Origin of the sequence: Achromobacter sp. (assembly GCF_036567245.1) — a bacterium.
Lineage (GTDB): Bacteria > Pseudomonadota > Gammaproteobacteria > Burkholderiales > Burkholderiaceae_B > Achromobacter.
This window is the reverse complement of sequence record NZ_DATCUY010000033.1, coordinates 1-23,769: the sequence shown is the minus strand read 5'-3', so window position 1 is coordinate 23,769 and position 23,769 is coordinate 1. Positions and strand designations below refer to the sequence as shown.

Here is a 23,769-nt window from a genome sequence, read left to right as displayed (position 1 = left end):
GCCAGCCGACCGCCTCGTCAGCGGCCGCGCGATCCAGGCGGGCGACGTGGCCGCGTACTTCCATACCGGCGGCACCACCGGCGCGCCCAAGCTGGCGGTCCACACGCACGCCAACCAGGTCTTCAGCGCCTGGGCCGCGGTGCAATTGCAGAATGCCGGACCGGACGACGTGGTCATCAACGGCTATCCGCTGTTCCATGTGGCGGGCGTGCTGCCGGCATCGCTGGCCGCCCTGTCGGCGGGCGTGGAAACCGTCATCCCCACCACCCTGCTGCTGCGCAACCGCGACGTGCTGCGCAACTACTGGCGCCTGGTCGAACACCACCGCGCTACCTCGTTGCAAGGCGTGCCCACCATCCTCGCGGCGCTGGCCGAAGTACCGCTGGCGGGCGCCGACATCTCCTCGCTGCGCTACTGCCGCACCGGCGCCGCGCCCCTGCCCGCCGAGCTGGCGGCCCGCTTCAAGCGCCTGTTCGGGCTGCACGTCAACGAAAGCCTGGGCATGACGGAAATGGCGGGCATCTCCACCATCTCGCCGCCCGGCTGCGAGTTTCCGGTGGGCTGCGTCGGCTTTCCGCTGCCCTATGTGCAGGTCCGCATCGTCGGCCTGGACCTGCCGGCCGGCACGCCGGCGCGCGACCTGCCTGCGGGCACGGCCGGCATGGTGCTGTTCAAGGCGCCCAACGTCATCCCCAGCTTTCTCGACCCCGAGGACACGGCGCGCGCCTTTACCGAAGACGGCTGGCTGATCAGCGGCGACGTGGGCTATATGGACGACGCTGGCCGCCTGCACCTGCAAGGCCGCGCCAAGGACCTGATCATCCGCAGCGGCCACAACATCGATCCCAAGACCATCGAGGACGCGCTCGCCTCGCATCCTGCTGTCCAGCTCTGCGCCACGGTCGGCGCTCCCGACGCCTATGCCGGCGAACTGCCCATCGCCTTCGTCACGCTGGCCGAGGGCGCGGAGGTACAGGAGGCCGAACTGCTGGCCTACGCCGCCGAACACGTGGACGAAAGCCCGGCGCGGCCCAAGCGCGTCATCGTGCTGGACAGCATGCCCATGACCAATGTGGGCAAGATCTACAAGCCCGATCTGCGCCGCCTGGCCACCGCCGTATCGGCCCAGGCCGTGGTGGCGCGCACCCTGCAGGAAGCCGGCCTGATCGACGACGGCATGCTGTTCCGCGTAGAGGCCAACGCGCAGCCCGAGGTCGCGGTGCTTGCCGATCCCCGCGCGCCCGAAGCGCTTAAAGCCAGCCTGCGCGACGCGCTGGCCCGGCTGCCGGTGAAGGTCGCGCTGCGCGACTGAGCAGTCCCCCCCCCCACACACACAACAACACCCCAGGAGACAAACCCATGACCCACCAGCCCCTGCGGCGCGCTTGCCTCGGCGCCGCCCTGCTCTCGATGGCCGGCGCAGCCCTGCCTTTCGCCGCCGCCGCGCAAGGCGCCTACCCGTCCAAGCCGATCACGCTGATCGTGCCCTTCCCGGCCGGCGGCTCCACCGACCGCCACATGCGCATCGTGGCGCAGGACGCCTCCAAATACCTGGGCCAGCCCGTCATCGTCGAAAACCGGCCCGGCGCGGGCGGCACCCTGGGCCCGGCTACCATGGCCAAGACCGCCAAGCCCGACGGCTACACCGTCACCCTGTACACGCTGGCCATGCTGCGCATGCCCTACATGCAGAAGAGCAGCTGGGATCCCATCAATGATTTCAGTTTCATCCTGGGCCTGTCGGGCTACACCTTCGGCTTTACCGTCCGCTCCGATTCCCCGTACAAGACTTTCAACGAGTACATCGAGGCGGCGCGCAAGGCGCCCGGCACCATCGACTACGGCTCCACCGGCATCGGTTCTTCGCCGCACCTGCTGATCGAGGAAGTCGCCATCAACGCCAAGGTGAAACTAAACCACGTGCCCTTCAAGGGCAACGCCGACATGCAGCAAGCCCTGCTGGGCGGCCACGTCTTGGCGCAAAGCGACGCCACCGGCTGGGACCAGTTCGTGGACTCGGGCAAGATGCGCCTGCTGGTCACCTTCGGCGAAAAGCGCACCACCCGCTGGCCCGACGTGCCCACGGCCCAGGAGCTGGGCTACAAGGTGGTCTCCACCTCGCCCTACGGCCTGGCCGGTCCCAAGGGCATGGACCCCGCGGTGGTCAAGACGCTGCACGACGCCTTCAAGAAGGCGCTGTTCGACCCGGCCAGCATGGACGTCATGAAGCAGCTGAACCAGGAGCCCGCCTACCGCAACAGCCAGGACTACAAGGAATGGGCGCAGGCCACCTACGTCAAGGAAAAAGGCCTGATCGAGTACCTGGGATTGATGGCGAAGGATTGAGGAATCCTGCAGCGCCGCCGTCAGCGCAGCGCCGCGACCTCGATTGACCGTGCGCCGCTGGCTTCCACCAGCTCGGGATCGTGGCTGGCGAACAGCACCACCCGATCCTGCGCCCAGATCTTGAACTGTTCGGCCAGCACCCCGCGCGCCTGCGCGTCCAGCCCGTTGCTGGCCCCGTCCGCAATGATGACGGCCGGGTCGCCCAGGGCTGCAGCCGTCAGGTAGACCTTGCGGCGCGTGCCTGTCGACATCTGTTCGAAACGCTTGTCCAGATGCGGCTCCAGCCCCAGCCGGAACGCCAGGTCGAGCGCGCTGTCGTCCAGCGGCACATTCTTCTCGGCTGCGACCTGCTGCAGCAATCCGCGCCCCGTCTGCGCGGGCAGCGCCATGCAATTGTCGGGCACATAGGCCAGGCGGGCCCGGGCTTGCGCGGGCGTCCGGGCCAAAGAATGCCCGTCGATCCAGACATCTCCCGAATCCGGCGCGATCGCGCCCGCGATGATGCCCAACAGCGTGGACTTGCCGGTGCTGTCTTCTTCGCACAGCGCCACGCATCCAGGCGTGAACGTGTGGGTCAGCCCCTGGAAGACGAGATGGTCGCCGTAGCGCTTGCCGAGATTGTCGATTCGTAGCATGGCCGGAGTGTACGCATGAACGACTTGCCCGGCCATAGCGCCTGAGCGTGGCGCCCGCGCCGCAAAACTGAGCCCAATTCAAATATTCCCGAGTCCGCGATGTGGAAAACCGGGATTTTTGCCTTACATTACGAAACGTAATTAAATATTAACGAAGACCGGCGCCGGCGCCACTACCAAGGGCCACGACTGGCTGGCCTCGCTGGAAGTGGGCAAGCCCATCGCCCTGGGCAATAGCTGGCAACTGGAGCCGCAGGCGCAAATCATCTATCGCAACCTCAACCTGGACGACACTACGGGCCTTTTCATGCCTACCAGGTGTATTTCACACCTATCCTCGCCGCGTACTGATGGTAGTCCTGCGCGCCCCAGGATCCGGCGACATTGGTCCAGCCGGTCCAGCCCTTGGTAAAGTCGGCGTGCACGCCCAGCTTCAATTCGTAGCGGTCTTTCGGATAGAGGTCGCCTACCGGCAGTTGGTTGAACGATACCGAGCTGTCGGTGCTGCTGTGCCACCAGTTCACCGTGGCGAAGGGCTGCGCCTTGCGGCCATTTCCCAGGTCGAAGGTGGAATGCGTGCGCACGCCCAGGCGCGTAATGGTTCCATGCGAATCCGCGCCGCCCACGCGGGTGCCGTTGGATTCGGTCAGGCTGTCCGTGTCCGAGCTGACGTAGATCACCTGGGCCTGGGGTTCAAGTATCCAGTCGCCGCGCAGCTTGAAGGCGTAGCCGGTTTCGGCGGATACCGCCCACGCCCGGGAATCGTAGTCCACGCGCGGGAGGTCGGTGCCCATCACCCGGTTGTTGTACCAACCGTATTGGAACCAGGTGTCCACATAGGCGCCCAGCTTGCTCTCGTCGTTCTGGAACCAGGTCGCATAGACGCCTGTGCTGTAGCCTTGCACCTTGCCCTTGGCTTTGTAGGGATTGCCGTCGGCACGAGCCGTGCTGTCGGCGCTGCCGTAGCCCAGCATCAAACCCAGGTGCAGGCGGTCGGTCTCCGAGAACAGCTTCCATTGCGCCACGTCGCCGCCGCCTTGCAGCAGGAACATGTCGGTGCTGACGTCGAAGTTGCCATCGCGGCTATGCGAGCCTTCCCACTTGCCCACGGCGCGCAGCCAGAGCGCCCGGCGCTTGCTGTCCTCCGATTGGAATTGCTGGCTCTCGATGAACTGCGGTTCGCCCAGGCGGTCGTGCATGCTGTGCACGAACATCTGCCCGACCAGCCGTTGGTTCGCAAGATAGGCGGCGACTTCAGGCCGGTACAGCGGCTCCGGATTGGGCGGAGCCGGTGGCACTGGCGGTGCCGGCGGTCCCGGAGGCTCGGGTGGCGGTGGCGGCGGATCCGGCTGCTTAGCCGATCGCAGATACCAGCTCTGATCGGCAGGCGCGCTTGCCGACCCCTGGTACAGGCGGTACTCGTAAGGGCCGGCCACGGCCCGGCCCGCAAGGGCGAACGCGCCCGAACCGGAAACGCCGCCATTGACGACCTCGACCACCTGGATCCCGCTGGCGGTGGTCAATGCGCCTGGCCCGCCCGCGTTCTTGATGCGCAATTGCGAAGCGCCGCTGGCGCTGCCGCCATCGACGACCAGCTTGTCCGAAGGCGAGCTGTCATCGCCCAGATAGGTGTTCAGCGCGATGGTGCCGTCGCCGCTATAGTTCCGCACCGTCAGCGTCTTGTACGCCCCCGCCTGCGGTGGCGTGAAGTCGATCAGGCTGGGGTCGTTTACCAGGTTGGTGATGGTGGAGTTTCCCGTCAGCGTCCAGGTCGAATCCAACAGCGTCACATTGGACGTGCTGCCCGCCTCGGTGACCGCCGCTCCGGTCAAGTTTGCATTGCGCGCCGTCACATTGGCCATGGCGGGAGAACCGGCCTGCACGCCGCTGACGTTGACGCCGCCCGGATTACCGGCATCCGGCGCCAGGCTCGGGTCTATGCCGTGCAACGTGCGGGTCCTGCTGGCGAGCAGGGTGCCGGAGCTGGCAACCTGCAGCCAGTTGGTCGCGCCTCGGACTGTGGTGCCGTCCAGCTGGATGTTCGCCGTGCCCCCGTCGACGCCGATGGCGGTTGCGGCCCCGCTGACTATGCTGCCGCCATTGATTGCCGCGCTCTGCGTGCCCGTGTCGCTGGTCAGCAGCAGGCCTATGGACCGCGCGCCGCTGACGCCAATGGCGCTGCCCGTCGCCGCAAAACTGGAGGTGCCCGCCACCACCACGCCATGGGCCTCGGTGCCGGTGGTTTGCACCGAACCGCCGTCAAATACCACGCTGCTGGCCGCGCCTTGCGACAGGATGCCGAAGCCGCCCTGCCCGCTGGTCACGACGGTATTGCGCGCTGCCTGGAAAACGGTGGCCGGCTCGCCGCTGCTCGTATAAGCGTACAGGCCCACCGCATCCGTGCCGCGGGTCTCGGTCCTCAGATCGGACAGTTCCGCGCGCGAGCCGTCTATGCCTATCACCCCATGGGCGTCCCGTCCCTCGGTCAGAATGCTGGCCGTCGATCCGCCCTGGGGCGCCACGACCAGGTGATTGGTCGGACTGACGTAGCGGCGCAGGAACATGCCGCTGCTGTCCGCGCCCGTGGTGTGGATGTCGGTCGTGCCCTGCATCACCGCCTCGCCCACGCCCAGCATGTAGAACCCGTCAGACGTCTGCCCCGTGGTGCGCACGCGCAGCGTCGAACCCGGGGCCGAGGTGAAACGGCGCTCGACCGAAACCGGGTAGGTCAGGCTGTAGCCGAGTTCAACCCCGCGCCCATAGGTCCCGCCCGTGGTCTGCACATCGAGCACGCCGCCTGCATCCAGCGTAATGGCCGTGTTGTTGCTGGTCATGATGCCCTTGGGCCAGGGATTGCCACCGGCGGGCGCGGTCTCGATCTTGAGGGTCGCGCCGTTGCCGATCTGCAGTTGGCTCATGGTGCCGAACGGCGTATGGCCCAGGTTCACGCCCTGGAAGCCGCGCAGCGTCACCGTGGCGCCCGGCGCCAGCGTGAACCGCGCCTGCGAACTTGGAGTTGATTGCAGTCCCAGGCCGGTCGCTGTCACCGTCGTGATGGTGACATTGGTGCCGGTCTGGAAATTGATGTTGGCTGCCGCGCCGGCCGTCGCGAAGATACCCAGGTCCACATTGCCAATAGCGATATTGCCGGGGCCGAAGTTCAGCGTGGCGTCGCCGACGCGGATGGCTGTGCTCGAGCCCGTGCCCGTCACGCTGTCACCGCCATTCAGGGTGAAGGTGGTTCCTGCGGGAACGATGAACGGCGCGTAACTGGCGCCCCAGGCCGTGGTCGCGGCCAGCGACACGGCAACGCCCATCGAGCGGCAAAACAGGGGTTTGGAGGGAATTGCGCGGTGTGCCATCTGACTCGTCTCCGTGAAGACGCCCTGGCGACAGGCCCGGACGCACTCAAACCAGACCCCGGGCAACCGGGGAACAACGACGATAGACTTCGATACCTACGCCAAACGCCCTAGTCCGGACGTGTGCAATGTGCGTAAATATTCGCATCAAAATTACGAATAATCACTTTATTTTGCACTACCCGAGGGCGATTGTTCCCTTTTGGCAACGGGATTGGGACGGACAGTCAGAGGCGCCGCCTCACCATACCCGGAACACCCGCCCGGTCTGCGCGCCTTCCACGCTGCGGCTATAAGCCGACGCCACCCGGCTGGCGGGCGCGGATTCAAAGCCCTGGAAGTACGGGCCGTAGGCAGCCAGCGATTCCGTCAGGACCGTGGGGCTGACCGAATTGATGCGGATGCCGCGCAGTTCCACGGCGGCGCCGCGCACGAAGCCGTCGATCGCCATATTCACCGCGGACGCGTTGGCGCCGTAGCGGATGGGCTCATCGCTCACGATGCCGCTAGTCAGCGTGATGGAGCCGCCCTCGTTGACGTAATGCTGGCCGATCAGCGCCAGGTCCACCTGGCCCAGCAGCTTGTCGTGCAGGCCGATCTTGAACTGCTCGGCCGTCATTTCCGCCAGCGGCCCGAAATGCAGGCTGCCGGTGGTGGAGACGATGGCGTCCACCTTGCCCACGCGCTCGAACAAGGCGCGTATGCTGTCGCTGCGAGTCACATCGACTTGATGTTCGCCGCGGGATTTACCGACGGCGATGATGTCGTGGCGCTGGCCCAGCTCTTGGGCGACCGCGCGGCCGACAGTGCCGGTGGCGCCGATCAGGATGATTTTCATGAAGTGCTCCTGTGCATGCGTGTTGTGTGGGATGCGCCGGCGGGACCGCCAGCGCTTGCACGCATTCTGGCCAAGGAAGCGCCCGGGAAAAATCCTAAAATGGTGGGATCACTACACACTCAGGGTGCGCAATTCATGGACCGCTTGCTCAGCATGGAAGTCTTCGTGGCGGTCGTGGAACTGGGCAGCCTGACTGCGGCCGCGGCCCGCCACGAAATGTCGCCCGCGATGGCGGCCAAGCACATCAAGGGGTTGGAAACGCGGCTGGGCCTGAGGCTGATGAACCGCACCACGCGGCGCCAAAGCCTGACCGAAGCCGGCCAGGCCTATTTCGCGCGCTGCAAGGTGATCCTGTCGGACATCCGCGACGCGGAACAGGGTGCGGAGGCCATGCGCTCGGCGCCGCGCGGCCATCTGCGCATCACCTCCACCGTGACCTTCGGATCGTTCGCGCTGGCGCCCGCCATCGCCGAGTACCTGTCCGAGTATCCCGACGTCAGCGTGGACCTGGCGCTGAGCGATGCCGTCGAGGACGTGGTGGCCTCGCGCTACGACCTGGCGGTGCGCATCGGCGAGCCTGCCGATTCCGGGCTGGTCGCGCGCAAGATCGGGCGCTATCAGATGATCATCTGCGCGGCGCCTGCCTACCTCGAACGCCATGGCGCGCCGGAGACGGCGGGCGACCTGGCGCGCCATCAATGCCTGGATTTTTCCTACTGGAACCGCCACACCGGCTGGCGCCTGAACGCGGACGAAGGCGGCAACGCGGCCTACCCCGCCGGTCGTTTCGTGTCGAACAACGGCCAGGCGCTACGGCAGGCGGCGCTGGCCGGATTCGGCATCGTGCTGCAACCGGAACTGCTGCTGGCGGAGGACGTGCGGGCGGGCCGGCTGGTGCCGATTCTGCAGTCCGCCTGGCCAGCCGCCAGGCCAATCACGCTGCTGTATCCCAAGGACCGCAAGGCCCTGCCCAAGCTCACCACCTTCGTGGAATTCATGGTGCAGCGGTTCACCCGGCCTGCGAAGCAGGCGCGCGACTCAGCGCTCGGCTAGCTTCCGTCAGGCTTGCGGCGCCGCTTGCCGGCAGGCGCCAGCCTCCTGGAACAACCAGTCGCGAAATGCGGCAAGCCTCGGCAACTCGCGGGCCTGCGGCCGGTAGATGACGTAATAGGCAAGCGCCGACGGCACCCTCATCCGCGGAAACAAACGCACCAGACGGCCTGCGGCCAGATCGTCGTGCGTCATCACGCTGCGTGCCAGCGCGACGCCGTGCCCGTCAATCGCAGCTTGCAGCACCGCTGCGGAATTGTTTATCTTCATGCCGCGCGCAGTGGACACCCCCTCCACGCCTGCCTTTTCCAGCCACATGGCCCAGGTCGGAAAACCCAGCTGCCCGTCCATCGACAGATCGTGGATCAATGTCTCGCCCGCCAGATCCGCCGGCCGCTTCAGCGATTTCCGGCGCCGCAGCAGTTCGGGGGAACAGACCGGGTAGACCTCCTCGTCCATCAACTTCTCCGCCGCCAGGCCGGGCCATGAACCGGCGCCGTAGCGCACGCCGATATCGATCTGCTGGGCCACGAAATCGACCGGCTTGAGGTTGGTGTCCAGGCGCACGTCGGTGTCGGGCCAGGCCAGCTGGAAGCGTTCTATCCGGGGCAGCAGCCACTTGGCGGCGAACGCCGGACTTACCGCCACGGTCAGCATGCCGCTCAGGGAGCCTTCCTTCAAGCGCTCCAGGCCCAGGGCCAGTTTGCCCAGCCCCGCCTGTATCTCGGGCAGCGCGCGTTCGGCCGCCGCCGTCGGGACCAGCCGCGCCTTGCCGCTGGCGCCGCGATGGAACAAGGGCGCGCCCAGCCATTGCTCGAGCGTGCGCACCAGTTGCCCCACCGCGGCGGGCGTGACGTGCAGCTCGACCGCGGCGGCAGAAAAACTCTGGTGGCGCGCGCTGGCCTCGAAGGCGCGCAACGCGTTGAGGTGTGCGATCGACTTCATTGCAGTAAAGATTTTCTTTTAATAAGAAGTAGTTTATCTGGTTTGCCGGCAAATGCGGGCTGGCCAAAAATACGCCCTATGGCATCAGCTCCGATGTCGAAAGAGGTGCCGTCGCAAGCCACTGCGCACGCCGGTTCAGAAACAGCTTTTCTACCAACACCATGCTTCTCAATGCCGATTTCTCGCGCAACGTCATCGTGACGCCTGACCAGCAACCCTGGGTTCCGTCGCCGCAAAGCGGCGTCGAGCGCGTGCTGCTGGACCGCATCGGCGGCGAGCAGGCGCGCGCCACCAGCATCGTGCGCTACGCGCCGGGCAGCCATTTTCCGTGGCACGGGCATCCCGGCGGCGAAGAAATACTGGTGCTGTCCGGCATCTTCTCCGACGCAAGCGGCGACTTTCCGGAAGGCTGGTATCTGCGCAACCCGCCGGGCTCCGGCCATGAGCCATCCAGCAAGAACGGCGCCACCCTCTTCGTCAAGTTGCGGCAGATGCCGCCGGACGAGCAGTCCGTCGTGCGCGTCGACACGCGCGATCCCGCCGCCTGGACGCGCGAGAACGGCAGCGCGGTTTGCCCGCTCTATTCCTCGTCCGCCGAGCGGGTCCGCCTGCTGCGCCTGCCCGCCTACGCGCCGCTGCTTGGGACTGCGCCCGCTGGCGCGGAAGCGCTGGTGCTGGACGGGTCGATTGCCGATGCGCACCGCTCGTACCCGCAAGGCAGCTGGCTGCGCCTTGCCCGCGGCGCCCATGCCGCGCTCTCGGCCGGCGCCGCAGGCGCGACCGTCTATCTGAAGACTGGCCATCTGCCGGATCCAAATGGCCGGAGCCTGCCATGACGACGCAAGCGGACACCGTCATCGTCGGCGCGGGCCTGAGCGGCCTGTATGCCGCCTTTCTGCTGGAACGGCATGGCGCCGACTACCTGCTGCTGGAAGGACGCGACAGGCTCGGCGGCCGCATACTGGGCGCCGGCTCCTACGATCTGGGCCCCACCTGGTTCTGGCCCGCGATCCAGCCCGAGCTGGGCGCCATCGTCCGCGAACTCGGCCTGCCCATCGTCCCGCAGTACGAAGAGGGTGCCATGATGGTCGAACGTTCTGGACCGCCCGCGCGCATGCCGGGCTACCCCAGCTACCCGGCTTCCATGCGGCTGGCGGCCGGCATGACCGGCCTGGCCGAGGCCCTGCGCGCGCGCCTGGATCCGGCGCGCATCAAGCTGGGCCAGGTCGTGACCCGGCTGCATGCCACCGGCCACGCCATCGACGTGCACGCGCAGGACCACGAGGGGCGGACCCATACCGTTCGCGCCTCGCGCGTGCTGCTGGCTGTCCCGCCACGCCTGGCGCAAGCCCGTATCGCCTTCGATCCGCCGCTGCCGGCCACCTGGGCGGCGCAATGGCGCGGCACGCCGACCTGGATGGCGCCGCACGCCAAGTACCTGGCCGTCTATGGCGCGGCATTCTGGCGCGAGCAAGGCCTGTCCGGCGCAGCGCGCAGCGCCCGGGGACCGCTCGCCGAAGTCCACGATGCCAGCACGGATCAAGGACCGGCGCTGTTCGGATTCGTGGGCGTACCCGCCGCGGCCCGGCTCTCGGCAGGCCAGGACGTGCTGATGGCCCATTGCCGCGCGCAGCTCGCGCGGCTGTTCGGCCCACAAGCGCTGACGCCAGTCCACGAGTACTTCAAGGACTGGGCGCGGGATCCCCATACCGCCACGCCAGCCGATGGCATCGACAACAGCGCGCACGCGGCAGCGCCCGGCATGGCGGCGGAATCCGGTCCATGGCAGGACCGTCTGGCCGGCATCGCCAGCGAATGGTCCGCGGCGTTTCCCGGCTATCTGGCCGGCGCGGTCGATGCTGCCGCCAGCGGCGTCAAATGGTTGCTGCGCCGTCCCAGCAGCGCTTCCCCCTCCCTCCCCCCCGGAAACTCCGCCTGATGAAGACTTCCGCCGCCACTTATCGCGCGATCCAGAGCCCCGCGCCCGGCCAGCTTGAACTGGTGCAACGGTCTGCGCCTCAACCCGGGCCCGGAGAAGTGCTGCTGCGCGTCGAAGCGTGCGGCGTCTGCGGCGCCGACGCCTCCGACATCGACAATCCCGCCCTGCAACGGCCCCGTGTCCCAGGTCATGAAGTCGTCGGACGCATCGCCGCGCTCGGTCCCGGCGCCGACGTCAATTGGACCATCGGCCAGCGCGTCGGCGTGGGCCGCCTGGGTGGCCATTGCAATGCCTGCCCCTCATGCCGTAAGGGCCTGTTCAATCTGTGCTCGAATCAGCCAGTGATGGGCGCGACCCGGGACGGCGGCTATGCCGAGATGATGCTGGCCCTGGCGACCGGGCTGGTGTCCATACCCGAGGAGCTGGACTCCGCGCACGCCGCCCCGATACTCTGCGCCGGCATCGCCACGTTCAACGCGCTCAGGAAATGCGGCGCGCAGGCCGGCGACCTCGTCGCCGTGCTGGGCATCGGCGGCCTGGGCCACATGGCGCTGCAATACGCGCGCCGCATGGGCTTGAAGGTCGCCGCCATCGGGCGAGGCCGCGACATAGCCGCTGACGCCTTGCGCCTGGGCGCGCACGTCTACATCGACACCCACGAAGAAGACGCCGCGCAACGGCTCCATGCCATGGGCGGCGCGCAGGCGCTGATCGCCACCGTCACCGACACGCAAGCCATCTCCGAGGCCATGCGCGGACTGGCGCCGCAAGGCCGGACGATGCTGCTGGGCGTGGGCCGCGCCCCGCTCGAGGTCGCGCCGGGCTTTCTGGTGGGCGGCGAACGCGTCATTGCCGGGTCCATGACCGGCACGCCCTGGGAAACTGAAAAAGCGCTGAATTTCAGCGTGCTTGCAGAGGCGCTGCCCATGGTCGAGACTCTAGCCCTGGAACGCGCGCCCGACGCCTTGCTGCGCCTGAAGTCCGGCGATGCGAAGTTCCGCGTGGTCCTGACCATGGAGGCCGCGCGCGAAGTACCCCAGACGCAGCACCCGAGTACCCATACCAACTAAAACCGCAACCATTGAGGAGACCCACTTGTCCGCATCAATACCGGCGCCATCGGCCGCATCCAGCGCTGAACTCACGCCACAGGCGCAGCGCGGCAACATTGCCCGGCTGACCATCGCCCAGGCGCTGGCCGGCGCCAACGCCGTGGTGGTCTACGCGACCGGGGCGATCGTCGGCGACATGCTGGCGCCGGACAAGGCGCTGGCGACCCTGCCCATTTCCATCTTCGTGGTGGGCATGGCCGCCTGCATCCTCCCCATGGGCGCCATCGCCCGGCGTTACGGCCGGCGGGCGGCCTTTCTTACCGGCACGGCCTGCGGCGTGCTGGTGGGCCTGCTGGCCGCCGCGGCCATCGTGCTCGGTTCATTCTGGCTGTTCTGCCTGGGCACCTTCTTTGGCGGCGCCTACGCCGCAGTGGTGCTGTCGTTCCGCTTCGCCGCGGCCGACGGCGTGACGCCGGCGCGGCGCGCCCGCGCCCTGTCCTTCGTGATGGGAGGCGGCGTGGTGGCCGGCGTGGTCGGCCCGCAGCTCGTCACGCACACGATGTACCTGTGGCCCGCCCACATGTTCGCGGCGACCTTCCTGATGCAGGGCGCCGTTGCGGCGCTCTCGGCCCTGGTCCTATGGGGCGTGCGCCTGCCCATGCCCAGCGCGGCCGAAGTCGCGGGCGGACGCCCCTTGGCGCTGATCGCGCGCCAGCCGCGCTTCATCACGGCGGTGATCTGCGGCGCGGTCACCTACATGCTGATGAACTTCCTGATGACGGCTGCGCCGCTGGCCATGCACATCTGCGGCCATACGCAGGAAAGCGCCAACCTGGGCCTGCAATGGCACGTCATTGCCATGTATGGCCCCAGCTTCTTCACCGGCCGGCTCATCACGCGCTTTGGCGCCGGGCGCATCGTCACGGCGGGCCTGATACTTACCGGTCTGTCGGCGGCCATCGGCCTCACCGGCATCGACGTGGCCCATTTCTGGGTGACCTTGATCCTGCTGGGCCTGGGCTGGAACTTTGGTTTCGTGGGCGCATCGGCGCTGGTGCTGGAATGCCATCGGCCCGAGGAAAAAACCAAGGTGCAATCGCTGAACGACTTCATCGTCTTCGGCACCATGGCGGTCGGCTCCTTCGCATCGGGCGGCCTGCTGGCGGCCTACGATTGGGCGACGGTATTGTGGGTGTCTTTCATCCCGCTGGCGATCGCCGCGATCGCGCTGCTGGCCGGCGCCGCGAAGGTTCGACAACAGGCTTGACCCTCACGTAACGTCATGTCCCAGAGTCCGTTACGCGCCATCAACAGGAGGTATGTCGTGCAACTGAAAGTAGGAGAACTGGCCAGGCGGAGCGGACTGACGGTCCGCACGCTGCACCACTATCACGCGATCGGCTTGCTCACGCCTTCGGCGCGCGCCGACAACGGCTATCGGCTGTATGGCCGCGACGACATCGCCCGGCTGCATCAAATCCAGGCGCTGCGCCGCTTCGGATTGCCGCTGGCCGAAATCGGCGCCTACCTGGACCAGCCCGACATTCCCATGGACCAGATCATCGCCAAGCAGATTGCGATGCTCGATCGCCAGATCCAACAAGCCTCCCGGCTGCGCGAGCGCCTCGCCCAGCTGCAGAGCCAGTTGGCGCAAGGCAGGGAACCGGAACTGGCCGATTGGCTAACCACTCTGGAACTCATGACCATGTACGACAAGTACTTCTCCCCCGATGAACTGGCCCGCCTGCCCATGTACCGCAGCAACCAGGATGCCGACCCCGGCTGGCTCGCGCTGATCAAGGAAGTCCGGGCGCAGATGGACGGCGGCGTCCCGCCCGAGGAAGCGCAGCCTCGAACGCTGGCCTTGCGCTGGATGACCCAGCTGCTGCGCGACACCAATCGCGACCCGCGCCTGCTGGTCAAGCTGAACCGGATGCACGAACAGGAGCCGGCGATGCAGGCGCACGTCGGCATTTCGCCGGCCATGCGCGACTACGTGCTGCGCGCCTTCTCGGAAAGCAAGCTGCGGATCTATGAAAAGTACCTTGCGCCGGACGAGGCCCGGTACATGCGGCAGCATTATGGCGACCGCATCGGCGAATGGCCCGAGCTGATGGCCGACGTGCGCGACGCGCTCGACGCGGGCGCGGCGCCGGAGTCCGCCACGGCCCTCGAGCTCGCCCGGCGATGGCTGGACCTGTTCCGCAGCTACGCCGGCGATGATCCCGCCACCCAGGCCAAGTTCCGCCATGCGCTGATGAGCGCGCCCGAGCTCACCGCCGGCACCTGGACCGACGACGCCTCCCTGTCGTTCATCCGGCAGGCCATGGGCGCGCTGGCGGCGCAGCGCTAGGCAGCACGGTCTTCCAGGCCATGGGCAGGCCCCCTTCCCCGCCGGGCCTGCCCTTTTGCTAGACTGACCGCCCCGAGCTTGCCCTCTCCCCTTTCCCCACCATGTCCCAGGAAGCCCGTCCCGACCCCAGCGCCGACGATATCGCCAAGGAAATCTCGGCGGCCATCGTCGCGCACAAGCTGCCGCCGGGCACACGGCTGCGCGAAGAGGCGTTGGCGGGGGTGTATCAGGTCAGCAGGACCAAGATCCGCGCCGCGCTGCTGATGCTGTCCAAGGACAAGCTGATCCATATCGTGCCGGACAAGGGCGCGTTCGTCAGCAAGCCGGATGCGAACGAGGCGCGCGAGGTCTATGCGGTGCGGCGCATCCTGGAAGCGGCGCTCGCGCGCGAATTCGTGGCGCGGGCCACGGCCGCCGACTATCGCCGCATCGATGCGCACCTGGCCGAGGAGCGCCAGGCGCTGGCAGGCGGCGACGTGCAGGAGCGCAACCGGCTGCTGGGGTACTTCCATATCCTGCTGGCCGAGACCGTGGGCAATTCCGTGCTGACGGGGATGCTGCGCGAGCTGTCCGCGCGCAGCGCCGTCATCACCGTGCTGTACCAGAGTTCGCACGACGCCAGCTGCTCGTCGCAAGAGCATCACGCCTTCATCGAGGCCGCCCGCGCCGGCGACGCGGAGCGCGCCTGCGCGCTGATGGACGCGCATCTGGAACATGTACAGACGGCGCTGAACTTCAAGAACGGCGGCCGGACCGGCGGCGATCTGGTCAGCGCGCTGCTCAGCTGAAGCCAGGCAAGCCTGCGCCTGGCGTCCTGTCATGCGGACGCCTCTACAAATCAGAGTCCTTAGCCCTGCCCCTGCGCGCCCGCCCGCAGCAGTTGGCCCATGCGCTGCTGCAGCCAGAGTTCCGTCTCGCTCAGGCTGCCGCCCCGCAGCCATAGCGTGCGCACGGACAGCATGGGCAGGAACAGGTCCGCGCAGCGCACGCTGACCAGCGTGTTGCTGAACCCCTCGTACTCGCCGATGTTCAGCGGCAGGATGGCCCAGCCCACGCCATTGGCCACCATGGCCGCGATGTTGTAGCTGCTGTCGGCCCGCCAGACCGACGGGCTCAGCACCACCTGGTCGACCCCGTCCAACTGCATGAGCAGTTGTCGATGCCGCGCCAGGTCGTTGCGCCCGACCTCGGGCAGCGCGGCCAGCGGATGGCCCTGGGCCACGAAGATGCCCTGCGCCACATTGCCCAGATGACGGTGCGCGAAGGCGTTGCCGGGATCGCCGCGGTCGAAGTGGAAGGCCAGGCTGGCGCGGCCTTGCTCCACGTAGTCGGCGACCTCCGTCGCGGTGCCGTTGAGCTGGGTCAGCTCCAGCGCCGGATAGCGTTCGGCCAATTCCTTGAGCAGTTGGTCGGCCACCAGGTAAGGCAGGCCTTCGTCCAGCGCGACGCCCAGGCGCGCTTCGCGCCCGGCGGCGAAGGACAAGGCGCGCTGCTCCAGCGCGCCCGCCTGCCGCAGCAATTCCTGCGCCTCCTGCAGCATGACCTCGCCGGCAGGGGTCAGGGTGGCGTTGCGGCGCGAACGGTCGAACAGTTCCACGCCCAGATCCGCTTCCAGCAGGCCCACCGCGGTGCTGACCGCCGACTGCGCCCGGCCCAGGCGCCGCGCGGCCGCCGAAAACGATCCGGATTCCGCGGCGGCGGCGAAATGGCGCAGCTGGTCCAGTGTCCATTGCATATCGCGACTCCTCTGATACCCATCTATTTTATAGATGCTTTCCAACTTTTTTATACAGATTCGAAGATGGATAATCACGCCCTCTGAGACCCGGCCAATCCCGGCCCCGCCCGCATTCGCGGCGCGGCAGGCGTTTCAGTTTCAGGAGTAGAACCATGCAGCGGACTGAACCGAACGCTGTCGCCACGGCCGCGCCCGGCCGCTGGCTGGTGCTGGCCATTGTGTCCAGCGCCTTGTTGTTGATTGTGGTCGACATGACCGTCCTCTATACCGCGCTGCCCCGGCTGACGCATGAATTGCAGGTCAACGCGTCGGAAAAGTTGTGGATCGTGAACATCTACGCGCTGGTCGTGTCCGGCCTGCTGCTGGGCATGGGCACGCTGGGCGACCGCCTGGGCCACAAGCGCCTGTTCATGGCGGGGCTGGTCGTTTTCGGCGTGGCGTCCCTGGCCGCGGCCTACTCGCCTGGCGCGGCCACGCTGATTGCGGCGCGCGCGCTGCTGGCCGTGGGTGCCGCCATGATGATGCCGGCCACCCTGTCCATCCTGCGCCTGACCTTTGCTGACGAGCGCGAACGCGCCATCGCCATCGGCGTGTGGGCTTCGGTGGCTTCGGGCGGCGCCGCGATCGGTCCGGTCGTGGGCGGCGTGCTGCTGGAGCATTTCTGGTGGGGTTCCGTGTTCCTCATCAACGTGCCCATCGTGCTGCTGGCGCTGCCGCTGGCCTGGCGCCTGATCCCCGCCAGCCGCCCGGACGCCTCGCGGCCCTGGGACCTGTTGGGCTCGCTGCAGGTGATGGCCGGCCTGATCCTGTGCGCCTACGCGCTGAAGGAACTGGGCAAGACCGATCCTTCCTGGCTGCACGCCGGCCTGGCCTGCGCGGCGGGCGCGGCCATGCTGGCCGTGTTCGTGCGGCGCCAGCGCGCCCGGCCCTATCCGCTGATCGACTTCGCCATCTTCCGCAACCTCAGCTTCGCTTCGGCGGTGGCGGCGGCGCTGTTCGCCGCCGCGGCGCTGCTGGGCATGGAGCTGGTGTTCAGCCAGCGGCTGCAACTGGTCATGGGCATGTCGCCGCTGGAAGCCGCACTCTTCATCCTGCCGCTGTCGCTGGCCGCATTCATCGCGGGACCGCTGGCGGGTTGGTTGCTGGGCCGCGTCAACAGCTCCACCATGCTGTTCGTCTCGCTGCTGGTCTCAGGCCTGGGCATGACCGGCTACCTGCTGAGCTACGACGCAGCGCTGCTGCCGCAGATGGTCAGCCTGTGCGTGCTGGGCGCGGGCATAGGGGCCACCATGACCGCGGCGTCCAGCACCATCATGCAAAGCGCCACACCCGAGCGCGCCGGCATGGCGGCCTCGATCGAAGAGGTCTCGTACGAGCTGGGCGGCGCCCTGGGCGTCACCCTGATGGGATCCATCCTGTCCGGCGTGTACGCGCATACGCTCGCGGTGCCGGCAGGCCTGCCGCAGTCCGACATGGCGCGCGACAGCCTGGATCAGGCGCTGATCGTGGCGGACGGGTTGTCGTCGGACTTGGGCATGGCGCTGACCCGCCTGGCCAAGACCGCCTTCGACACCGGCTACGCCGCGGTCATCGCCACCGCGGCGGCGATGCTGCTGGTCACGGCCGGGTTCGTGCTGTTGAACCGCAGGCGCATGGCGGCTTGAGGGCCAGCCCGCGCCGCCGGCCCGCGGCCTGGATCAGCTGTTGCGGAAGGCGTGATCCATGTCGGCGATCAGATCTTCCTCGTGCTCCAGCCCGATCGAGACGCGGACCAGCCCTTCGGACACGCCGGCCGCATCGCGTTCGGCCGCTGGCACGCCGGAATGCGTGGTGGACGCCGGATGGCAGATCAGCGATTCGGTGCCGCCCAGGCTGACGGCCGACTTGAACAGGTGCAAGGCGTTGATGAAGCGGAACGCCTTGGCGCGCCCGCCATCCAGCACGAAGGCGAAGGTCGAGCCCGGCCCGGTGCACTGGCGCTTGTAGACTTCCTGGTAGGCCCGGTCGGTGATCATCTCGGGATGGAAGATCCGCACTTTTTCATGCGGATTGCCCGACAGCCATTGAGCCACCTTGGTCGCCGTGCGCGCGGCCTGCTTCATGCGCAGCACCACGGTCTCCATCGAGCGCGTGATCATCCAGCAGGAATGCGGGTCCAGCTGCGAACCGAAGGCGCTGCGGATGGCGCGCACCTTCTTGACCAGCGCCTTGCTGCCGGTGACGGCGCCTGCGACCAGATCGCTATGGCCGCCCACGTACTTGGTCAGCGAATACACGCACATATCCACGCCGTGCTCAGCCGGCTTCTGGAAGATCGGACCCAGCAGCGTGTTGTCGCACACCGACACGGGACGGTAGCCGTGGCGCGTTTCGAAGGCGTCCAGCTCGTTCTTCATGGCCTCGAAATCGACCAGCGCATTGGTCGGGTTGGCGGGCGTTTCGACAAAGAAAAGACGCACCGGCCCCTGGGCCGCCGCGGCCTCCAGCGCCGCGCGCATGCCCTGGGCCGACAGGCCGTCCTCGATGGCGTGCGAGCCTATGCCCCACTCCGGGAAGATCTTGGAGATCAGGGTCTCGGTGCCGCCGTACAGCGGCACCGACTGCACCAGCTGGTCTCCGGGCCGCAGGAACGCCAGGAACACCGCGCTGATCGCCGACATGCCGCTGGAGGTCACCGCCGCGTCTTCCGAACCATCCAGCAGCGCCAGGCGGTCTTCGACGATTTCCAGGTTGGGATGGTTGAAGCGGCTGTACACCAGCCCCGCCGACTCGCCCTGCGGCAAGGGCTTGCGGCCCGAGACCAGGTCGAAGAACGCCGCGCCGTCCTCGGCCGAGCGGAAGGCGAAGGTGGACGTCAGGAACACCGGCGGCTTGACCGCGCCCTCCGACAGAAAGGGGTCGAAACCGTAGGACATCATCTGGGTTTCGGCATGCAAGGGGCGGCCGAAGATGTCCTTCTTGTGATAGCTGGAGTAACTCATGGTGTGCCTCTCTGTCTGGTTACCGGGAGCCCGGATGGGCCGCCGGGCAGGCGCGTCACGCATGCGAAGACGATAGCGCCCCCGGCCCCGGGATGCATGAAAGTATGGCGGCAGGCGCAGGCAAGATTCTTTCCATTTGCATCGCCAGACAGGGATAATGGGAAACAAGATTCCCCTTGATCAGGATTTTATGAAAGATATTGCCTTGTTACATCAACTTGACGCGATCGATTGGAAAATCATGAAAATCCTTCAAGAAGATGGCCGGCTCAGCAACGCCGAACTGGCCGAGCGCGTCTCGCTGTCGGCCTCGCCCTGCTGGAAGCGCCTGAAGCGCCTGGAGTCGTCCGGCGCGATCCGCGGCTACCAGGCCGTGCTGGACCGCCGCGCGCTGGGGATCGGGGTCGTGGCCTTCGTCAGCATCTCGCTGGAGAACCACACCGAGAAGACCTGCCAGGCCTTCGAGGCCAGCGTGCTCGCCATGCCCGAGGTCCTGGCCTGCCACAACACCACCGGCCAGCATGACTATCTGCTGCACATCGTGGCGCGCGACTTCGACGCCTATTCGGAGTTCGTGCGCAGCCGCCTGCGCACGCTGCCGGGGGTCAAGGAGCTGCTGAGCACGCTGTCGATGCACGAGGTGAAGTCCTCGACCAGGCTGCACCTCTAGGGTGCCCGCAAGGCGCCCTGGCCTGTCGTGCGCTACAGCACGCCGGGGACGACGCGATTGCGGCCCTGACGCTTGGCTTGATACAGGCCGCGGTCGGCGACCTGGATCAGATCGGTGCAGGGCTGGTCGCCCTGGGGAATGGCCGTGGCCGTGCCGATGCTGACCGTCAGCCAGGGCCCGTCGCCGGTGTCCTTCTGCGGAATCTGCAAGGCTTCCACGGCGCGCCGCAGCTTCTCGGCGGCCAGCCGCGCGCTGCCCGCGGGCGTACCGGGCAATACCAGCGCAAACTCTTCGCCGCCGAAGCGCGCCGCCAGATCGGTGGACCGGTCGCAACTGGCGAAGATGGTGTTGGCCACCCGCTTGAGCGCTTCGTCGCCCGCAATGTGGCCGTAGGTGTCGTTGTAGGCCTTGAAGTGGTCCACGTCGATCATGAGCATGCTGATTTCGCGGCCGTCGCGGCGCGAGCGCTGCCATTCGGCATTGAGGTATTCGTCGAAGTAGCGGCGGTTGCCCAGGCCGGTCAGTCCGTCGGAATTGGTCAGCCGGCGCAGTTCCATATTGCTTTCCAGCAGCTGCTGCTGGCTCTGGCGCAAGGCCTGGTAGGCCTCGTCGCGCTGCACCAGCGCCAGGTAGGAGCGCGAGTGGTAGCGGATGCGCGCCACCAGTTCGATGGAGTCGGGCAGCTTCACCAGGTAGTCGTTGGCGCCGGCGGCAAAGGCCGCGCTTTTGATCGCCGGATCTTCCTTGGTCGACAGCACGATGATGGGGATGTCGCGCGTCACGGGATGGCCGCGGTACTCCTGCACCAGGCTCAACCCGTCCACGCCCGGCAGCACCAGGTCCTGCAGGATGACGGTGGGCCGGGTCTGGATCGCCACGGCCAGCGCTTTTTCGGGATCCGAGCAATAGTGGAAGTCGATATTGCCCTCCGTGGCCAATGCGCGCCTGATGGCCTCGCCGACCATCACCTGGTCGTCGACGAGCAACACCATGGCCGCATGCGAGTTCAGGTTCGCCGAAGCCGAGCTGTCAATGGGAGGTTGCATAGTGAGTCCTTGAATTCTTTCGAGGTCCGCCTGCTCAGGCAAAGGCCTGGATCAAGCGGGGAGCGATTTGGTCCAATGCGCGGATTTCCACGGCCGCCTGCATGGCCGCCGCGGCCTTGGGCATGCCGTAGACGGCGCTGCTGGCCTGGTCCTGCGCAATCGTCAGGTAGCCGCGCTCGCGCAGCGCCTTCAGCCCGCGCGCGCCGTCCTGGCCCATGCCCGTCAGCAGCACGCCGACGGCCATGCCGCGCCAGTGCTGCGCCACGCTATGGAAAAAAACATCGATGGAAGGCCGGTACAGGCTTTCCTTGGGGGTTTCGGTGTAGCGCAGCGTGCCGTCCGCCAGCATGTGCAGATGGTCGCCGGTGCCGGCCAGCAGTATCTGGCCGGGTTCGGGCCACTCGCCCTCGCGCACCAGCCTGACCGGCAGCAGCGCCTGTTCGTTGAGCCAGTCCGCCATGCCCGCGGCGAACGAGGCGTCCACGTGCTGCACCAGCACGATGCCGGCGGGGAACCCTGGCGGAATCCCCTTCAGCAACTGCGCCAGGGCCGGCGGGCCGCCGGCCGAGGCGCCGATGACCAGCAGGCGCTTGGCGTCCCCCTGCTGCATCGGCCGGGCCACCGGCGTAAGTGCAGGCCGCTTGCCGTAGCGGCCGATCAACCAGCCCACGTTGCGGATCTTGCGCAGCAGCGGCGCCGCCGCCGTGCGCATGTCGCCGCCGCCGATCACCGGCGTATCCGCCGCGTCCAGCGCGCCATGGCCCATGGCATCGAACACGCGCGAGGTGTGGCGCGCCACGTCGGCCGTGACCACCACGATCGCGCACGGCGTTTCGGCCATGATGCGGCGCGTGGCTTCGACCCCGTCCATGACAGGCATGATCAGGTCCATCAGCACCACGTCCGGGCGATCGCGGGCGCAGTGATCCACGGCCTCCTGGCCGTTGGTCGCGACCCAGGCGAGGTCCAGCCCCGGCTCCAGCGCGATCGCGCGCCGCAGCACTTCCACCGCCATCGGCATATCGTTGACGATTCCGACTCTCACGTGCGCGCCTTTCCGATCAGGTCTTCCACGGCGTCGAGCAGCGCATCGTCATGGAAGCTGCCCTTGGCCAGATAATAGTCCGCGCCGGCGTCCAGCCCGCGCCTCCTGTCTTCTTCCCTGTCCTTGTAGGACACCACCATCACCGGCAGGCCCTGCAGCTTGGGATCGGCCTTGATGCGCGACACCAGATCGATGCCGTCCATGCGCGGCATGTCGACGTCGGTCACCACCAGGTCGAATGCCTCGCTGCGCAACATGTTCCAGCCGTCCATGCCGTCCACGGCCACGGCCACGTCGAAGCCGCGGTTCAAGAGCAGCTTGCGCTCCAGTTCGCGCACCGTGAGCGAATCGTCCACCACCAGCACACGCTTGCGGCGCCGCGCCTGTTCGGCCGCTCCCGCGCCGTCCACCCGGGTCAGTTGTCCGCCTTCGACGAGCTTCTGCACCGACACCAGCATGTCTTCCACGTCCAGGATCAACAGCGGCGTGCCGTCGTCCATCAGGGCGCCCGCCATCACGTCCTGCACCTTGCCCAGGCGCGGGTCCAGCGGCTGCACTACCAACGTGCGTTCGCCCACGTAGCGGTCCACGGCGATGCCGTAGAGCCGGTCGTGATCGCCCACCAGCACCACGCACACCGTCTCCGCAGCCGGCGCGGCGCCGCCGGAGCGCAGGATCTGGCGCGCGGAAACCAGCCCGATCTGGCGGTCCATGAAGCGGAAATGCTGATGCCCTTCGAGCTGCTCGATGTCCTCGGCGCGCACTTGCAGCGCGTGGTTGACGTAGGCCAGCGGGAAGGCGTAGATCTCTTCCTGCACCTCGACCAGCAGGCTGCGCACCACCGACAGCGACAAGGGCATCTCCAGCATGAAGCGGGTACCCTGTCCGGTCTGCTGCTGGATGCGCACCGCGCCGCGCAGCTGGCGCACCATGGTCTGCACCACGTCCAGCCCCACGCCGCGCCCGGATATCTCGGTAACCTCGCCGCGCGTGCTGAAGCCGGACAGGAACAGGAACTCCAGCAACTCGGCCTCCGTCAGCCGCGCCGCGGTTTCCGCGCTGGCCAGCTTGCGCTGCACCACTTCCACGCGCAGCCGGTCCAGCGATATGCCGGCGCCGTCGTCGCTCAACTCGATCAGCAGCATGCCGGCCGCGTGGCGCGCCGACAGCCGGATCCGGCCTTCGGCCGGCTTGCCCGCCGCCAGCCGTTCCTGCGGCATTTCGATGCCGTGATCGACCGCGTTGCGCAGCAAATGCATCAGCGGCGCATCCAGCTTTTCCAGGATGTCGCGGTCCACCTGGGTGGATTCGCCTTCGAGCTCCAGCCGCACCTGCTTGCCCAGCGCGCGGCCCACGTCGCGCACCATGCGGGCCATGCCGCCCACCCCGTCGCCGAACGGCCGCATGCGGCAGGCCAGCGCGGTGTCGTACAGGCGCTGGGCCAGGTGGCCCATGCGCCAGCCGAATTCGTCGACCTCGCTGGTGCGCTGCGACAGCTCCTGCTGGCATTGCTCGACGATGCGCAGGGCATCGTCCAGCGCGGCTTGCGCCTGCGCTTCCAGCACCTGTCCGGCCAGCGCCGCGCGCACGCCGTCCAGCGCCTGGACCGCGCCCGCCTGCATGCGTTTCAGGCGCAGCATGGACGCGCCGAAGGGCCCGATCCAGTGCGACTCCACCAGCGTCTCGCTCGACAGGCCCAGCAATTTGTTGAGCGTGTCGGCCGTCACGCGCAGCACGCGCTCGCCCTCGCCCAGCCCCAGGTCCGAACT

At 67.4% G+C, this 23,769-nt stretch carries 21 protein-coding genes; 12 read left to right on the top strand and 9 right to left on the bottom strand.

The genetic code is table 11. The features are described 5' to 3' along the window. On the top strand, positions 1-1,312 hold a 1,312-nt coding region (locus tag VIR09_RS01220), incomplete at its 5' end, for an AMP-binding protein (RefSeq protein WP_332010979.1). Between the two features lie 47 nt (positions 1,313-1,359). Next, the gene (locus VIR09_RS01215) at positions 1,360-2,346 is read left to right on the top strand and encodes a tripartite tricarboxylate transporter substrate binding protein (RefSeq protein WP_332010977.1); all 987 of its coding nucleotides are present in this window, start codon (positions 1,360-1,362) and stop codon (positions 2,344-2,346) included. Between the two features lie 20 nt (positions 2,347-2,366). Here the strand turns inward: VIR09_RS01215 and VIR09_RS01210 are convergent, their stop codons facing one another. Then, positions 2,367-2,981 carry an ABC transporter ATP-binding protein gene (locus tag VIR09_RS01210; protein WP_332010975.1) on the bottom strand — a complete coding sequence of 205 codons (615 nt, stop codon included), beginning with the start codon at positions 2,979-2,981 and terminating at the stop codon, positions 2,367-2,369. A 145-nt stretch (positions 2,982-3,126) separates the two neighbouring features. Here VIR09_RS01210 and VIR09_RS31560 point away from each other — a divergent pair, with 145 nt between their 5' ends. After that, entirely contained in the window at positions 3,127-3,393 is a 267-nt protein-coding gene (locus VIR09_RS31560) for an autotransporter domain-containing protein (protein ID WP_414639356.1), read from the top strand. On the opposite strand, the gene VIR09_RS01205 is transcribed toward VIR09_RS31560, so the two are convergent. Next, the gene (locus tag VIR09_RS01205; protein WP_332010973.1) at positions 3,293-6,343 is read right to left on the bottom strand and encodes an autotransporter outer membrane beta-barrel domain-containing protein; all 3,051 of its coding nucleotides are present in this window, start codon (positions 6,341-6,343) and stop codon (positions 3,293-3,295) included. The two genes, VIR09_RS31560 and VIR09_RS01205, sit on opposite strands and share 101 nt — an antisense overlap. 241 nt (positions 6,344-6,584) lie before the next feature. Beyond that, positions 6,585-7,181: a short chain dehydrogenase gene (locus tag VIR09_RS01200; RefSeq protein WP_332010971.1), complete on the bottom strand. Its 597-nt coding sequence runs from the start codon at positions 7,179-7,181 to the stop codon at positions 6,585-6,587. 135 nt (positions 7,182-7,316) lie between these two features. Between VIR09_RS01200 and VIR09_RS01195 the strand changes: the two genes are divergently transcribed. Then, a complete protein-coding gene (locus VIR09_RS01195; protein WP_332010969.1) occupies positions 7,317-8,234 on the top strand; it encodes a LysR family transcriptional regulator in 918 nt (305 codons plus the stop codon). Positions 8,235-8,240: 6 nt separating this feature from the next. On the opposite strand, the gene gcvA is transcribed toward VIR09_RS01195, so the two are convergent. Then, entirely contained in the window at positions 8,241-9,176 is a 936-nt protein-coding gene (gene gcvA, locus VIR09_RS01190) for a transcriptional regulator GcvA (RefSeq protein WP_332010967.1), read from the bottom strand. A gap of 161 nt (positions 9,177-9,337) precedes the next feature. Between gcvA and VIR09_RS01185 the strand changes: the two genes are divergently transcribed. The 6 genes from VIR09_RS01185 (at position 9,338) to VIR09_RS01160 (ending at position 15,308) form a co-directional block, all read left to right on the top strand. Further along, on the top strand, positions 9,338-10,012 hold the full coding sequence (locus VIR09_RS01185; RefSeq protein WP_332010965.1) for a cupin domain-containing protein: 675 nt from the start codon (positions 9,338-9,340) through the stop codon (positions 10,010-10,012). After that, positions 10,009-11,115, top strand: coding sequence for a flavin monoamine oxidase family protein (locus VIR09_RS01180; protein ID WP_332010963.1), 1,107 nt, complete (start codon positions 10,009-10,011; stop codon positions 11,113-11,115). The genes VIR09_RS01185 and VIR09_RS01180 overlap by 4 nt, the downstream gene beginning before the upstream one ends. Continuing rightward, positions 11,115-12,185: an alcohol dehydrogenase catalytic domain-containing protein gene (locus tag VIR09_RS01175; RefSeq protein ID WP_332010961.1), complete on the top strand. Its 1,071-nt coding sequence runs from the start codon at positions 11,115-11,117 to the stop codon at positions 12,183-12,185. The genes VIR09_RS01180 and VIR09_RS01175 overlap by 1 nt, the downstream gene beginning before the upstream one ends. A 25-nt stretch (positions 12,186-12,210) precedes the next feature. Then, positions 12,211-13,434 (top strand): MFS transporter, encoded by a 1,224-nt coding sequence (locus VIR09_RS01170; RefSeq protein WP_332010958.1) that lies wholly within the window; start codon positions 12,211-12,213, stop codon positions 13,432-13,434. Positions 13,435-13,491: 57 nt separating this feature from the next. Beyond that, positions 13,492-14,520 (top strand): MerR family transcriptional regulator, encoded by a 1,029-nt coding sequence (locus VIR09_RS01165; RefSeq protein ID WP_332010955.1) that lies wholly within the window; start codon positions 13,492-13,494, stop codon positions 14,518-14,520. A gap of 101 nt (positions 14,521-14,621) precedes the next feature. Further along, a complete protein-coding gene (locus VIR09_RS01160; protein WP_332010952.1) occupies positions 14,622-15,308 on the top strand; it encodes a GntR family transcriptional regulator in 687 nt (228 codons plus the stop codon). Positions 15,309-15,367: 59 nt separating this feature from the next. On the opposite strand, the gene VIR09_RS01155 is transcribed toward VIR09_RS01160, so the two are convergent. Then, positions 15,368-16,255: a LysR family transcriptional regulator gene (locus tag VIR09_RS01155; protein WP_332010950.1), complete on the bottom strand. Its 888-nt coding sequence runs from the start codon at positions 16,253-16,255 to the stop codon at positions 15,368-15,370. A gap of 155 nt (positions 16,256-16,410) precedes the next feature. Between VIR09_RS01155 and VIR09_RS01150 the strand changes: the two genes are divergently transcribed. Then, complete coding sequence (locus tag VIR09_RS01150; protein WP_332010947.1) at positions 16,411-17,922, top strand: MFS transporter; 1,512 nt, start codon at positions 16,411-16,413, stop codon at positions 17,920-17,922. A 33-nt stretch (positions 17,923-17,955) separates the two neighbouring features. Here VIR09_RS01150 and VIR09_RS01145 read toward each other — a convergent pair whose 3' ends face one another. After that, positions 17,956-19,239, bottom strand: coding sequence for a cystathionine gamma-synthase family protein (locus VIR09_RS01145; RefSeq protein ID WP_332010945.1), 1,284 nt, complete (start codon positions 19,237-19,239; stop codon positions 17,956-17,958). 190 nt (positions 19,240-19,429) lie between these two features. Between VIR09_RS01145 and VIR09_RS01140 the strand changes: the two genes are divergently transcribed. Continuing rightward, positions 19,430-19,909, top strand: a complete 480-nt coding sequence (locus VIR09_RS01140) for an Lrp/AsnC family transcriptional regulator (RefSeq protein ID WP_332010944.1) — start codon at positions 19,430-19,432, stop codon at positions 19,907-19,909. A gap of 32 nt (positions 19,910-19,941) precedes the next feature. Here the strand turns inward: VIR09_RS01140 and VIR09_RS01135 are convergent, their stop codons facing one another. The 3 genes from VIR09_RS01135 to VIR09_RS01125 all read right to left on the bottom strand — a co-directional run. Further along, on the bottom strand, positions 19,942-20,955 hold the full coding sequence (locus VIR09_RS01135; RefSeq protein WP_332010941.1) for a PleD family two-component system response regulator: 1,014 nt from the start codon (positions 20,953-20,955) through the stop codon (positions 19,942-19,944). A gap of 34 nt (positions 20,956-20,989) precedes the next feature. After that, entirely contained in the window at positions 20,990-22,000 is a 1,011-nt protein-coding gene (locus VIR09_RS01130; protein WP_332010938.1) for a chemotaxis response regulator protein-glutamate methylesterase, read from the bottom strand. Further along, on the bottom strand, positions 21,997-23,769 hold a 1,773-nt coding region (locus VIR09_RS01125), incomplete at its 5' end, for a hybrid sensor histidine kinase/response regulator (protein ID WP_332010936.1). The genes VIR09_RS01130 and VIR09_RS01125, both read right to left, overlap by 4 nt.